Raw genomic sequence first — 12,798 nt, forward strand, 5'->3', positions numbered from 1 at the left:
ATGCGTTCAGGAGGTCACTTAGAGATCTGTTCTCGCGGAAGAAACGATTCCGTCTCATCGTGCCGCGGAATTCGCAGGCCGGCGCTGCGCCGTGTGCAGAAGCTCACGGTTGCGGATGACCTTCCCGTTCGAGGTGCGCGGCAGCCGGGCGACGTAGTGAAAGGCGCGCGGCAGCTTGTACGGGGCGAGCCGTTCCCGGCACCAGCCGAGCAGCTCCCCGCGGGACAGCTCGCCGCTCGTGACCACATGGGCCTCTATCGATTCGCCGAACACCACCACGGCCTCCTCGATCAGGGGGTGTTCGGTGAGCGTCTGCTCCACCTCGGTCAGATCGACCTTCAGGCCGCCCACCGCGACGAGCGAGTCCGCGCGTCCGGTGATGTCCAGTGCCTCGCTGCCGGGCCGGACCGAGCACCGGTCCTTGGTGTCGAGCCAGCCGTCCTCGTAGCGGTCCGCCCGGTCCGCGTACAGGTAGGGGCACTCGGGCAGCCGGATGCGCAGGGTGCCCTCGCGGACCTCGGTCCTCAGCCCCGGCACGACCTCGCCCACGGCCGGCGGTCCGTAGCGGCCGCCCAGGTCGGCGGCGACGATTCCGGTCTCCGTCATGCCGTACGCCTGGCCGATGGCGATGCCGTAACCGGTCTTGAACCGGTCGTAGACCTTCGGGTCGAGCGGTTCGCCCCCGCTGACCGCCAGTCGCAGGGCGGGGAGTTCGGGGACCTGAGCCGCCCGGCTGAGCAGGGCGAAATGCAGCGGCACGCCGAAGACCGCCGCGATCTCCCGCTCGGCCAGCATCCGCACCAGGTCCCGGGCCTGCGGCCGACTGCTGAAGTGCAGGGGTGCGCCCACGTCGAGGCCGTGCAGGACACCGCCGATCAGACCGAAGGAGTGCATGATCGAGCTGAGCAGCAGAACCCGTTCACCGGCGCGGGGCATCTCGCGCAGCCGTGCGAAGCGCCCGATCTCCTCGTACAGCGACGCGTCCGTGCGACCGATCACCTTCGGCAGGCCCGTCGATCCTGAGCTGAACTGCACCAGCGGATGAGCCGACTTGGCGGGCCGGCCCGACCTCAGCCGGAGCCCCTCGACGGACGTCTCGTCGCGGAACGAGCTGAAGACCCCGCCGAGGTCGCCCGACGTGACGTGGAACTGGGGCTCGCACAGTTCGAGGAGCCGATGGGTCTCCGTCCTGGTCAGCCGCGGATCGAGCAGCTGCACCTGGGCTCCGAGCGACCAGAGGGCGAACAGCGTCGACAGCATGGTGAAGCTCGGCATCATCTGCACGGCCACCGCCGTGCCCTCGGTGATGCTGCGCGCCCGGAGCGCCGCACGCTCGTACTCGACGCGTTCCCTCAGCTGCCGCCGGGTGACCACCGTCTCCCCGACGGCCCAGACGTCGTCGTCGCCCGACTCGGTGACACGGGATTCGAGCCAGGACCTGAACTGTGTGCTCTCGGCCATTTCCGTCCGTTCCTCAGGTAGTCGCGAGGCGTGAGGCCCCGTCGAGCCGGACCACCTCGCCGTTGATCATGGGGTTCTCCACGATGTGCCGGACCAGGGCCGCGAACTCCTCGGGGCGGCCCAGCCGTCGCGGGTACGGGGTGCCGCCCACCAGCGCGCCGCGCACCCGGTCGGGCAGCCCGGCGAACATGGGGGTGTCGAACAGACCGGGCGCCACGGTCACCACGCGCACGGCGTGTTCGGCCAGGTCGCGGGCGAGCGGCAAGGTCATGCCCACGACACCCGCCTTGGACGCCGCGTAGGCGGCCTGGCCCAGCTGTCCGTCGTACGCCGCGATGGAGGAGGTGCAGACGATGACTCCGCGCTCCTCTGGCCCGGCGTCGTCGTCGCCGCCCTGTGCGCGGCGGACCATCGCCGCGGCCGAGGTGCGGACCAGATCGAAGGCGCCGATCAGATTCACCTGCACGAGATGCCGGAACTCCGCCAGGGGCAGCGGGCCTCTGTTGCCCACGACGCGTCCCGCCCCGGTCGCCCCGGCGCAGTTGACGACGATGTGCGGGCCGCCCCGGTGCTCCGCCGCGGCCACCGCCGCGGCCACGTCGTCCGGATCCGTGATGTCCCCTGCCGTGAAGGACGCCCCCTCGCCGAGGTCCACCAGGGCCTTGTGCCCGCGCTCCGCGTCGCGGCCCATGAGCACCACACCCGCACCCGCCGCCAGCAGCCGCTCGGCCACGGCGAGGCCGAGGCCGGAGGTGCCGCCGGCGACGAGCGCGACCTTTGCCTCGATGTCCATCTAGTGCGCCGCCACCAGGAAGTCGTCGTCGGCGGGCCACTTGATGACGGTGCCGCCATGGCTCATCCCGGCTCCGAAGGAGGCCAGGACGACGGTGTCCCCCGCCTTGACGCGGCCGGTGTCGACGGCCTCGCGGAGGACGAGCGGCACCCCCGCGCCGGAGGTGTTGCCCAGGCGCTCGACGTTGGTGAGGGTGCGCTCCGGCGGCAGCCCGATCTTCTCCATGAGGAGGTGGATCAGGTGGTAGTTGGCCTGGTGGAAGATGATCAGGTCGATGTCCTCGATCGTCATCTCGTGGTGTTCGAGCAGCTCGAGGACGAAGTTCGGCATGGTGTCCAGCGCGAAGTTGCGCACCGAACGGCCGTGCATGTGCATGAAGTTGCTGCCGAAGCCGGACACCTTGTCGCTGCCGTCGCCCGACCAGGTGCGCTGCTCCCGCTTGATGAATGCGGTCTCGTACGCGCTCGGGTCGCTGCGCAGCAGGGCGGGCGTCATGCCGGTGCCCGTGGCGCACGGTTCGAGCAGGTAGCAGGCGGCCGCATCACCGAAGATCACGCCGACCGTGCGGTCCTCCGGGTCGAGCGTCTTGGTCGTCGTGTCGGCGAGGACCACCGCGATCCTGCGGTACTGGCCGGACAGCAGGTACTTGGCGCCGACGTCGAGGGCGAACGTGCCCCCGGGGCAGCCTCCGCTGTTCACGTCGAACCCGGGCACGCCGGTCAGCCCCAGCTTGCGCGCGATGGCCACGGCGGCCGCGGGCAGCATGTGGTCGGGCGTGAACGTGCCGCAGATGACCAGGTCGACAGAGTCGGGAGCGACCCCGGCCCGTTCGCAGGCGTCGAGCAGCGCGGCGGCGCCGAGGTCCGACGTGCGCTCCTCGGGTGCGGACCAGTGCCGGGTGGTGACGCCGATGTGCTCGCTGATCCAGGCGTCGGTGGTGTCCAGACGCTTCTCGAGGTCCGCGTTGGTCACCACCTGACTCGGCACGTACCCTCCGATGGCCCGGATGCCCACGCCGTACGGAATCGTGCTGGCAGCCTTCGTCATGGGTCTGGGACTCTCCTCTGGCGGGCGCCGTCGACACGGCGGCTGAATGGGTGAGTTCGCTGCTGGTGGTGGCGGCCGCCGAGGGCCGTCGTCGTGGATGACCTCCTGGGACGGCCTTCGTGGACCGCCACCACCAGCGGCCAGTGCGGGGGGACGAGTGGCCTCTAGGTGGGCCCGGAACCGTCCGGCGCCGCCCAAGCGGGTCCCGCCCCGCGGCGCCGGTTACCACCCGTCCGATTCCTGCACGGGGTGTGTGCCCGCCCCGTACTGCCGTGCCAGCGTCGCGTCCGGACCGGCCTGCGGTAAGGCCCGTTGGCGGTGCCCTTTCGTCGCGGCCGAAGGGGGACTCCCGGCGGGCAGCCCGCTGACCGGTCCACAGGACTAGCCTCGGGCCATGATCGCTGCCTACGCCGCCCGTTTCGATCCCGAACAGCCTTTGAACGGACTGGAGTTGGGCGTGGTGCCGGAGCCTTCGGTGCCCTACGGCTGGACGACCGTCCAACTGCGGGCCGCCTCGCTCAACCACCACGACCTGTGGTCGCTGCGGGGCGTGGGCGTCGGCGAGCAGGACCTGCCGCTGATCCTCGGCTGTGACGGCGCCGGGGTGGACGGTGACGGCAACGAGGTCGTCATCCACTCCGTCATCGGAGAGAGCGGTCACGGCGTGGGACCCGACGAGCCGCGATCGATGCTCTCGGAGAACTACCCCGGCACGTTCGCGGAGCGCATCGCCGTGCCGCGCTGGAACCTGCTGCCCAAGCCCGCCGAGCTCAGCTTCGCCGAGGCCGCCTGTCTGCCGGGCGCGTGGCTGACCGCGTACCGGATGCTGTTCACCAACGCGGATCTCAGCCCCGGCGACACCGTGCTCGTCCAGGGCGCCGGCGGCGGTGTCGCCACCGCCGCGGTGGTCCTCGGCTCCGCGGCCGGCTTCCGGGTCTTCGTCACCAGCCGCGACGACGTCAAGCGCAAGCGTGCCGTGGCGCTGGGCGCGGAGGCCGCTTTCGAGGTCGGGGCCCGGCTGCCGCAGCGGGTCGACGCGGTCCTGGAGACCGTGGGCGAGGCCACCTGGTCGCACTCGGTCCGCGCGCTCAAGGACGGCGGCAGACTGGTCATCTCCGGCGCCACCAGCGGCCCCAACCCGCCGCTGGGCGAGCTCCAGCACATCTTCTACCGGGAGCTGAGGATCATCGGCTCGACCATGGGCAGCAAGAAGGAGCTCGCCGCCCTCCTCGACTTCTGCGTGGCCAAGGGCGTCCGGCCCGTGGTCGACTCGGTCTTCCCGATGAGCGACATCCGCCAGGCCTTCGAGCGCATGGAGCGGGGCGACCTCTTCGGCAAGATCGTCCTCGCGATTCCGTAGCCTCACCGCCCGGGAGGCGGCCGTCGGCATCCCGCCCGGGCCGCAGGTCCGGCAGCCCGGCGCGGCACCGGGGCCGTCCGCGGGGCGAGGCCCGACGGACCGGGGCGCGCCGCTCGTTCGCGGCGCGCCCCGGTCCGTTCGCGTACGTCCCTCGGCCAGGACGCCCATGAGCCGGTACGTCCCGCGGGGGCCTGCCGTGGATCAATGCCCCATGCCCAGACCTCCGTCGACCGGCAGCACGGCCCCCGTGACATAGCTCGCCCCGTCGGACGCCAGCCAGACCACCGCCGACGCCACCTCCTCGACGACGCCGTGCCGGCCCAACGGGATCTGACCGCGGATCTGCTCACGGCGCTCCTCGGGCAACTGTTCGGCCATGTCGGTGAGCACCAGGCCCGGCGCGACCACGTTCACGGTGATGCCCCGCGAGCCGAGCTCACGCGCCATGGAGCGGGCCATGCCGATCATCCCGGACTTGCTGGCCGCGTAGTTGACCTGGCCGATGGTGCCGGTCGTGCCGGCCACCGAGGACATCAGGATCACCCGGCCCCAACGCCCCTTGAACATGCTGCGGGCGGCTCGCCGGGACACCCGGTAGGCGCCGGTCAGGTTGGTGTCCAGCACCGAGGAGAACCGTTCCTCGGTCATCCGCAGCAGCAGTGTGTCGTGGGTGATCCCGGCGTTGGAGACCAGGACCTCGACGGGCCCGTGCGCCTCCTCGACCTCCTTGAACGCGGCCTCCACCTGCCCGGCGTCGGTCACATCGCACCGCACGCCGAAGATGCCCTCGGGCGGTGCGCTGCCGCGGTGGGTGACCGCCACCTTGTCGCCGTTCTCCACGAAGGCACGGGCGACCGCCAGCCCGATGCCCCGGTTTCCTCCGGTGACCAGTACGGAACGTGCCATGGTCCGACTCCTCTCGTACGTCTGATTCACGCCGTCGGCAGGGCGTCCGCCGCCACCACGGCCTCGCCGCGCACGGTGAGCGTGCCGTCCGCGAGCCGGACGGCCAGCGCGATCCTGGCCAGGAGCTCGCCGTCCGCGCCCTGCTCGACCGCGGTGACGCGTCCGGTGCAGTGCGGCCGTGCGTGCACCGGGGTCATCGCGGAGAAACGGGCCTTGAGCGAGCGGACGGCGCCGAGCGGGACCCATGAGGTCACGAGCCGGCCGAGGAAGGCCATCGAGAGCATGCCGTGGGCCAGCACGTCGTCGAAGCCGGCGGCCCGGGCCGCGTCGGTGTCGATGTGGACGGGGTTGTGGTCGCCGGACGCGCCGGCGAACAGGGCGAGCGTCGCCCGGGTCACCTCGTCCGGGTGCAGGTCGGGAAGTTCCGTGCCCACCAGGGACGTCGGCGTCGGTGCGGTCATCGCTCGCTCTCCGGGTGACGCACCAGGATCACCTGGTGCAGATCGGCGACGGCGGTGCCGTCGGGGCGGGTGACCGCCGTGTCGCGGACCACGAACTCCATGGTTCCGGCGCGCCGTCGGTACACGTCGGTGATCACGGGGGAGAAGACCAGCTCGTCGCCGGCGTGCGCCGTGTCGTGGTAACTGAAGGACTGCTCGGTGTGCAGGATCCGGCTCGGGTCCACCGGTGGTCCGTCCGGCCCCTGGGCGTTCGCCTGGTGCTCCAGTTCGAGTCCGAAGAGAAACGTGGGCGGCACGGGCAGGTCGTGGTGTCCGGCCTCCCGGGCCCGGTCCAGGCTGGTGAACTCGGTGTCCTCCAGCCCGACGACCCTCCCGAAGAACTGCAGCCTGCCCCGCTCCACGGTGACCGTGAAGGGGGCGAGCCGGGTTCCGGGCGCGAGGCCCGGCCGGGCGGCCCGCGCCGGCCCGGGCGACGGCGCGGGGCCGGATTCGTTCGTCAATGGTGCGGTGTCGGCCATTCGGCACTCCCCACTCGGTGAGCGGCCCGCCCCGGGGAGCTGAGGGGAACGCTCTCCGGGGCGGGCCGGGTTCGGGCGCGCTGCGCTGCGGCGGTGCCGCCCGCCGTCTACTTCTCGATGCAGAACTCGGCGACCGGCCAGCCCACGTGCCGCTTGTCGGTGGCGATGTAACCCAGGAGCTGGTCGCCGGCCTTGAGCTCGGTGACGTTCAGCACCGCGGCGCCCGGGCCCAGGACACGGACGTGCCAGTCGTCCTGGACGGTCAGGCTGACCTCGACGCCCTCCGGCGAGAGCGCGCGGATGGTGAGCAGTGGACGCGACTCCAGCTTCACCCGGCCGACCACGATCCGGCGGGTCCTTCCGTCCGCGGTGACGCCGAGAATCGTGCTGCCGGCCTTCAGCTCGCTCAGGTAGTTGGTCCGGTTGTCCTCGCCGAGGACGTACGAGTGCAGGGCGCCGGCGTTGACCCGGAAGGGGCGCGTCGGCATGTACGGCAGCGGGTGGGTCTCGCTCACGCCGAGGATGAAGCCCGAGGCGTACGAGCCGATGAGAATGCCCTCGTCCTTGCCGAAGTGGGTGCAGGTGTCGACGCACACCCGGTCGCCGAGGCCGTTGTGCTCGATGGACTGGACGGTGAGGGTCGTCAGGTCCAGGTCCGGCGTCTTGGCGCCGAGCAGCTCGACCAGGCCGAACACCTCGTTGGAGTCCTTCGCCCCGTACAGCAGGCCGTCGGAGCCCTTCTCCAGCACGTCGACGATGATCCCGGCCTCTTCGAGATCGCCGGCCTCGCAGATCAGGCGGCCCGGGGACTTGTCGGCCGCGGCGATGACGATCTCCAGCGGGATCTTGGTGGGGTCGCGGAACTTCACGAGGGTGTTCGGCAGGGCGATGGCCGCGGCGCAGGCCAGCCGCAGGGTCGGGTCGTCGACGACGTCGACGTAGGCGCCCACGGACGTCCCGCCGTCCACGGTCAGCTTGAGCTTGTCCAGCTCCTCGACCTTGGATATGGGGGTCAGGATGATGTCGGCGATGTCCGCGGCCTCGGGCGGGAGCGGCGCGTCGGCGGCCGGCAGCAGGACCTTGAGGACGGTCGGCGGCAGCGCGGCGAGCACCTCCAGTTTGTCGTCGAGGACGCCTTCGAGGCGCGCGTGGACGGCGGCGTCGACGACGGCCTCCTGGTGCTCGGCACTCACCGAACGCAGATCGATCCAGGCAAACTTCACGGACTGTCCCTTCCAGGAATGCAGCAGCGCAGGAATGCGGCAGTGCAGAAACGTGGGCGATCAGAAGAGGTCAGAAGAGGGAGGAGAGGGCCTTGAGGCGGCCCTCGATGACAGCGAGCAGCTGGGGGGCCTCGGCCTCGCCCTCACCGGCGCCGAACAGGCGGGTGAAGACGAACTCGCTCGCGTCGTCGGACACGGCGACGAGCCGGGTGAAGGCACGGTGATCACCGTGCTCGGAGACCACGCGGAAGTCGACGACCCCGGTCCCGCGGTCCGCGGAGGAGTGCACCTGCACCGGCCCGAACGGCGTGTCCACGGTCCAGTGGTCGCCGTCCTTGCGCGACGCGCGTGCGAAGTCGGTGCACCAGTCGGGCAGCCGCTCCGGATCGGAGACGACCGCGAACACGTCGGCGAACGGCGCCGCGATGCTGATGCTTCCGGTGACGCTTCCCATGCAGACTCCTCGCTGGGTACTTGTGCGTAGTGGTGGAGAAGGACGGCCGGGGAACCCGCCGGCCGGTGGTGCCGGATCAGGCGAAGTCCTCGGGCCCGCACCAGCGCGTCACGAGGGCCCCGTAGTTGAGGCCGGCGCCGAAGGCGGCCAGCACGACCCGGTCGCCGGGCCCGACCCTTCCCGCGTCGACGGCGTCGCGCAGGACCAGCGGGACCGAGGCCCCGGAGGTGTTCCCGATGTGCTGGATGTTGGTCAGCGTCTTGTCACGCGGCTGACCGAGCGTGTCCAGGATCGTGTGCACCATGTGCCGGTTGGCCTGGTGCAGTGCGTAGAAGTCGATGTCGTCGAGGCCGAGGCCCGCGTCGGCCACCGTCTTCTCGATGAGTCCCGGGACGCTGCCGAGCACGAAGTCGCGGATCCCGCGGCCCACCATGACGGTGAAGTTGTCGCCGAAGCCCGACTGCCTGCGCTCACCGTTCTCGGCGAACCGGGGCTCACGGGTCACATAACCGGTGGACTGGCCCGACGGCTCGCTGCCCAGACGCGCCGGACCCAGCCCGTCGGCGCCCGAGACCACCGGCTCCAGCAGGTAACAGGCGGCCGCGTCACCGAAGATGACGGCGACGGTACGGTCCTGCGGGTCGAAGATCTTCGTACTGACGTCGGCGAGGACCACCGCCACCCGGCGGTAGGCGCCCGAGGCGATGAAGTTGGCGCCGACCTCCAGGGCGAAGACCGAGCCGGGGCAGCCTCCGCTGTTCACGTCGAAGCCGGGAGTCCCGCTGATTCCCGCCTTGCCCATGATGGTCACGGCGGTGCTCGGCAGCATGCGGTCGGGGGTGTACGTCCCGCAGATCACCAGGTCCACGGAGCCCGGGGAGACGCCGGCCCGCTCGCACGCGTCCAGGAGCGCGCGGGCTCCCAGGTCCGAGGTCCAGTCGTCGGGCTCCGCGTAACGCCGGGTCTCCACGCCGATGTTGGCGCGGATCCACTCGTCGGTGGTGTCGAGGGTCTGCTCCAGTTCCTGGTTCGTCACCACCCGTTCGGGGACGCTGATGCCGATCTCCCTGATTCCGGCGGTGATTCCGGCTCTGGGGCCGGCGACGGCGTGTGCCATGTCCTGGACCTTTCCGGCCGCCCGGGCGGCCTGGAGTCGTTGCTCGGTCAACCTGGTCGCTCAGCCCTGCGCATCGACGCGCGAGGCGAGCCGGGTGTAGCCGCCGCGGTGGAACACCAGCGGTTCCCGGTCCGCGTCTCCCAGGTGCAGTGCTTCGACCCGGCCGAGGACGATCACGTGGTCCCCGCCCTCGCTGAACGTCTCCACCACGCACTCCATCGACGCCAGGGCGCCCTGGACCAGCACCGAGCCGCGCGGCCCCACGAGATCGCCGAGCCGGCGCTGGGCCTGTATGCCGACCGGACGCTCGCGGGACGCGAAGAGAGCGGACACCTGACGCTGGTCCGCGGCGAGGAAACTCAGGGTGAACTCCCCCCGCTGGGCGATCCGCCGGGACACCCGCCCTTCGGGCCGGAGGCAGACCGACATCAGCAGCGGGGCGAGGGACACGGACGTCACGGAGTTGACGGTCAGCGCCTCGGTGCTCGCGCCCGCCCCGGACGCCACCACCGCGACGCCCGTGGGGAAGCGGCCCATGGCCTGCCTGAATTCCCTGCCGTCGACGGCAGGCCGCGCCACTGCCCCCTTGTCGGGCATCGAATCCCTCCTTCTCGGCTTGTCCCTGTCCACCTGCTGTGGCCTGCCCTGAACACTGCGGTGCGGGCGACGGAACGAGAACGCTCATCGGGACAGCACCTTTGGGCTCGACCAAAGAGCAGCAGACAGGTGCCTCCATGGATCGGCAGGATCTCCTCCGAAGGCCTGTCACTCCGCCGTGCGCGGCCCGCAGGCGGGGTGCGGACGTGCCGTGGTGGCTGTCGACAGGGCAACTGAGTACGAAACAGTTTCGTTCTCCATGGGGCTTATCGCGCGCTGTGGACCGGCCCCGGTCCGACGGCGCGCCGTCGGCAGGGGTGAGGTGCGCGGGGACCGTCCGGACCCCGCGCCCGAGCCGCCCAGGCGGCGGGCGCCCGCACGGCGCGGAGAGTGGTCGGGGTCCGGCCCCTGCTGCCCGCCCCGCCGCCTTCACCCGCCCCATCGCCGGCACCCGCCCGCAGACCCAACGACCCGACCGGGAGTACGCCTCGTGGCCACGTTCCTCTACAAACTCGGCAAATTCGCCTTACGGCGACGGCATTTCGTCGCACTGATCTGGGTGGCGCTGCTCGCGCTGGCCGGGTTCGGGGCCGCCTCCGCGCCCACCGCCGCCGCCGGATCCTTCTCGGTCCCCGGGACCGAGGCGCAGAAGGCGTTCGACCTCCTCGACCAGCGCTTCCCGGGTTCCCGTGCCGACGGCGCCACCGCCCGGGTCGTCTTCAGGGCGCCGGAGGGCGAGAAGATCACCGACGCCGCCAACAAGGCCGCGGTCGCCGGGGTCATCGCCGGCCTCAAGTCGGGATCGGACCAACTGGCCTCGGCGACCGACCCGTTCACCGCCAAGGGGGTGAGCAAGGACGGCACGACCGCGTACTCCTCGGTCAAGTACGAGGTCTCCTCGACGGAGCTGACCGACGAGACCCGCGACTCCCTGAAGGGCGTGCAGGCCGAGCCGGGGGACGCGGGACTCGTCGTGGAGATCGGCGGTGACGCGCTCCAGGCCCCGCCCGAGACCGGCCCGTCCGAGATCATCGGCGTCCTCGTCGCCGCGATCGTCCTCGTCATCACCTTCGGCTCGCTGCTCGCGGCCGGGCTGCCGCTGCTGACGGCGATCGTCGGCGTCGGCATCGGCGTCTCGTCCATCACCGCGCTCGCCGCCGTGCTCGACCTGGGCACCACGACGTCGACCCTCGCGATGATGATCGGCCTCGCGGTGGGCATCGACTACGCGTTGTTCATCGTCTCCCGCTACCGCGCCGAGCTGGCCGAGGGGCACACGCGGGAGGAGGCCGCCGGGCGGGCCGTGGGCACGGCCGGCTCCGCGGTCGTCTTCGCCGGGCTCACGGTGGTCATCGCCCTGGCCGGTCTCTCCGTCGTCAACATCCCCATGCTGACCAAGATGGGCGTCGCGGCCGCCGGCACGGTCGCCGTCGCCGTCCTCATCGCACTCACCCTCATCCCCGCACTGCTCGGCTACGCGGGCAGGCGCGTCCACGGACGCAAGGCCCGCAAGGCCCTCGAGAACCGGGGGATGACGGCACGGAAGCCCAACCGCGGCTCGCGCTGGGCGCAGTTCGTCCTGCGCCGCCCGGTGTGGCTGCTGCTCGCCGGCGTGGTGGGCCTCGGCACGGCCGCGGTCCCGGTGGCCTCGCTGAAGACGGGCATGCCGGACGGTGGCTGGCAGCCGCCCCACACCACGCAGCGCAAGGCGTACGACGCCCTCTCCGACGCCTTCGGACCCGGCTTCAACGGCCCGCTGGTGACGGTCGTGGACGCCAGGAACTCCCAGGACGCCAAGGGGGCCGTCGCCCAGGTCGAGAAGACGTTGCACACGCTGCGCGGCATCGCCGTGGTGACGCAGGCGGCCTTCAACAAGGCGGGCGACACCGCGACCGTCACGGTCATCCCGAAGTCCAAGCCGAGTTCGGCCGAGACCGAGGACCTGGTCGAGGCCATCCGCGACAAGAGCGCGGACATCAAGGCGGACACCGGGGCCGAGCTCCTGGTCACCGGGGCCACGGCGATGAACATCGACGTCTCGCAGAAGCTGAACGACGCGCTGATTCCCTACCTGGCGCTGGTGGTGGGCCTGGCGTTCCTGCTCCTGATGGTGGTCTTCCGCTCGGTCCTCGTTCCGCTGAAGGCCGCGCTCGGCTTCCTGCTCTCGGTCGTCGCCGCCCTCGGCGCGGTCGTCGCCGTCTACCAGTGGGGCTGGTTCGGTCCGCTCTTCGGGGTGGAGCAGACCGGCCCGATCATGTCCATGATGCCGATCTTCATGGTGGGTGTGGTGTTCGGCCTCGCGATGGACTACGAGGTCTTCCTCGTCACCCGGATGCGGGAGGCGTACGTCCACGGCGAGCAGTCGGCGGACGCCGTCGTCACGGGGTTCCGGCACGGGGCCCGGGTGGTCGTGGCCGCGGCCGTCATCATGATCGCGGTGTTCTCCGGCTTCATCGGCTCCAGCGAGCAGATGGTGAAGATGATCGGTTTCGGTCTCGCCATCGCCGTCTTCTTCGACGCGTTCGTGGTCCGTATGACACTCGTCCCCGCGGCACTCGCCCTGCTGGGCGACCGGGCGTGGTGGCTCCCGAGGTGGCTCGACCGCGTGCTGCCGAACGTGGACGTCGAGGGCGACGCCCTGCGCAGGCAGCTGGCCGGTCGACAGGATCCCCGCTCCGAGCAGGACCGGGAGCCCGCCCGGACCTGAGGGGACTGCCAGAACAGCAGGTGAGGGCGCCGCACGACCGGGTGGGGCGCCTCAGCCGTCGAGGATGCGAAGGAGCCGGGTCCGGGCGCCGGGGCGGTCGTCGGCCCTGGTGCGCGGCGCCGCTTCGTGGATCACCGCCTCGCAGGGCAGCGCG

Annotated in this window: 12 protein-coding genes; 2 read left to right on the forward strand and 10 right to left on the reverse strand. The window is 71.3% G+C overall.

Features of this window, described 5'->3' with window-relative positions:
- Nucleotides 1–54 precede the first annotated feature (54 nt).
- Genes ACZ7DE_RS36965 through ACZ7DE_RS36975 form a run of 3 tightly spaced genes read right to left on the reverse strand, consistent with a single transcriptional unit; the run spans nucleotide 55 to nucleotide 3,301 of the window.
- Entirely contained in the window at nucleotides 55–1,461 is a 1,407-nt protein-coding gene (locus ACZ7DE_RS36965) for a class I adenylate-forming enzyme family protein (protein WP_470768779.1), read from the reverse strand.
- A gap of 13 nt (nucleotides 1,462–1,474) precedes the next feature.
- Nucleotides 1,475–2,254, reverse strand: a complete 780-nt coding sequence (locus ACZ7DE_RS36970) for an SDR family NAD(P)-dependent oxidoreductase (protein WP_470768780.1) — start codon at nucleotides 2,252–2,254, stop codon at nucleotides 1,475–1,477.
- On the reverse strand, nucleotides 2,255–3,301 hold the full coding sequence (locus ACZ7DE_RS36975) for a 3-oxoacyl-ACP synthase III family protein (RefSeq protein ID WP_470768781.1): 1,047 nt from the start codon (nucleotides 3,299–3,301) through the stop codon (nucleotides 2,255–2,257).
- Nucleotides 3,302–3,695: 394 nt separating this feature from the next.
- Here ACZ7DE_RS36975 and ACZ7DE_RS36980 point away from each other — a divergent pair, with 394 nt between their 5' ends.
- Nucleotides 3,696–4,661 (forward strand): zinc-binding dehydrogenase, encoded by a 966-nt coding sequence (locus ACZ7DE_RS36980; protein ID WP_470768782.1) that lies wholly within the window; start codon nucleotides 3,696–3,698, stop codon nucleotides 4,659–4,661.
- A 201-nt stretch (nucleotides 4,662–4,862) separates the two neighbouring features.
- Here ACZ7DE_RS36980 and fabG read toward each other — a convergent pair whose 3' ends face one another.
- From fabG to ACZ7DE_RS37015, 7 genes are all read right to left on the reverse strand, one after another.
- Complete coding sequence (fabG, locus tag ACZ7DE_RS36985) at nucleotides 4,863–5,567, reverse strand: 3-oxoacyl-ACP reductase FabG (protein WP_470768783.1); 705 nt, start codon at nucleotides 5,565–5,567, stop codon at nucleotides 4,863–4,865.
- A gap of 26 nt (nucleotides 5,568–5,593) precedes the next feature.
- Nucleotides 5,594–6,028: a MaoC/PaaZ C-terminal domain-containing protein gene (locus ACZ7DE_RS36990; protein WP_470768784.1), complete on the reverse strand. Its 435-nt coding sequence runs from the start codon at nucleotides 6,026–6,028 to the stop codon at nucleotides 5,594–5,596.
- Nucleotides 6,025–6,546: an FAS1-like dehydratase domain-containing protein gene (locus ACZ7DE_RS36995; protein WP_470768785.1), complete on the reverse strand. Its 522-nt coding sequence runs from the start codon at nucleotides 6,544–6,546 to the stop codon at nucleotides 6,025–6,027. Before ACZ7DE_RS36995 ends, ACZ7DE_RS36990 begins: the two co-directional genes overlap by 4 nt.
- A 107-nt stretch (nucleotides 6,547–6,653) precedes the next feature.
- A complete protein-coding gene (locus tag ACZ7DE_RS37000) occupies nucleotides 6,654–7,769 on the reverse strand; it encodes a 3-dehydroquinate synthase II family protein (RefSeq protein WP_470768786.1) in 1,116 nt (371 codons plus the stop codon).
- Between the two features lie 70 nt (nucleotides 7,770–7,839).
- Complete coding sequence (locus ACZ7DE_RS37005) at nucleotides 7,840–8,223, reverse strand: SRPBCC family protein (protein WP_470768787.1); 384 nt, start codon at nucleotides 8,221–8,223, stop codon at nucleotides 7,840–7,842.
- A gap of 76 nt (nucleotides 8,224–8,299) precedes the next feature.
- Complete coding sequence (locus ACZ7DE_RS37010) at nucleotides 8,300–9,340, reverse strand: 3-oxoacyl-ACP synthase III family protein (RefSeq protein WP_470768788.1); 1,041 nt, start codon at nucleotides 9,338–9,340, stop codon at nucleotides 8,300–8,302.
- 60 nt (nucleotides 9,341–9,400) lie between these two features.
- Entirely contained in the window at nucleotides 9,401–9,937 is a 537-nt protein-coding gene (locus ACZ7DE_RS37015) for a flavin reductase family protein (protein WP_470768789.1), read from the reverse strand.
- 490 nt (nucleotides 9,938–10,427) lie between these two features.
- Here ACZ7DE_RS37015 and ACZ7DE_RS37020 point away from each other — a divergent pair, with 490 nt between their 5' ends.
- Nucleotides 10,428–12,644 carry an MMPL family transporter gene (locus ACZ7DE_RS37020; RefSeq protein WP_470768790.1) on the forward strand — a complete coding sequence of 739 codons (2,217 nt, stop codon included), beginning with the start codon at nucleotides 10,428–10,430 and terminating at the stop codon, nucleotides 12,642–12,644.
- The last annotated feature ends 154 nt before the right edge of the window (nucleotides 12,645–12,798 follow it).

The sequence above is a fragment of the Streptomyces sp. NPDC037083 genome, assembly GCF_055606485.1.

Bases quoted from the DNA above. Each gene is read 5' to 3' on its own strand.
- ACZ7DE_RS37015 (WP_470768789.1), bottom strand. From the start codon at position 9,937: ATGCCCGACAAGGGGGCAGTGGCGCGGCCTGCCGTCGACGGCAGGGAA.
- ACZ7DE_RS37005 (WP_470768787.1), bottom strand. From the start codon at position 8,223: ATGGGAAGCGTCACCGGAAGCATCAGCATCGCGGCGCCGTTCGCCGAC.
- ACZ7DE_RS36965 (WP_470768779.1), bottom strand. From the start codon at position 1,461: ATGGCCGAGAGCACACAGTTCAGGTCCTGGCTCGAATCCCGTGTCACC.
- ACZ7DE_RS36995 (WP_470768785.1), bottom strand. From the start codon at position 6,546: ATGGCCGACACCGCACCATTGACGAACGAATCCGGCCCCGCGCCGTCG.
- ACZ7DE_RS36980 (WP_470768782.1), top strand. From the start codon at position 3,696: ATGATCGCTGCCTACGCCGCCCGTTTCGATCCCGAACAGCCTTTGAAC.
- ACZ7DE_RS37010 (WP_470768788.1), bottom strand. From the start codon at position 9,340: ATGGCACACGCCGTCGCCGGCCCCAGAGCCGGAATCACCGCCGGAATC.
- ACZ7DE_RS36990 (WP_470768784.1), bottom strand. From the start codon at position 6,028: ATGACCGCACCGACGCCGACGTCCCTGGTGGGCACGGAACTTCCCGAC.
- ACZ7DE_RS36970 (WP_470768780.1), bottom strand. From the start codon at position 2,254: ATGGACATCGAGGCAAAGGTCGCGCTCGTCGCCGGCGGCACCTCCGGC.
- fabG (WP_470768783.1), bottom strand. From the start codon at position 5,567: ATGGCACGTTCCGTACTGGTCACCGGAGGAAACCGGGGCATCGGGCTG.
- ACZ7DE_RS36975 (WP_470768781.1), bottom strand. From the start codon at position 3,301: ATGACGAAGGCTGCCAGCACGATTCCGTACGGCGTGGGCATCCGGGCC.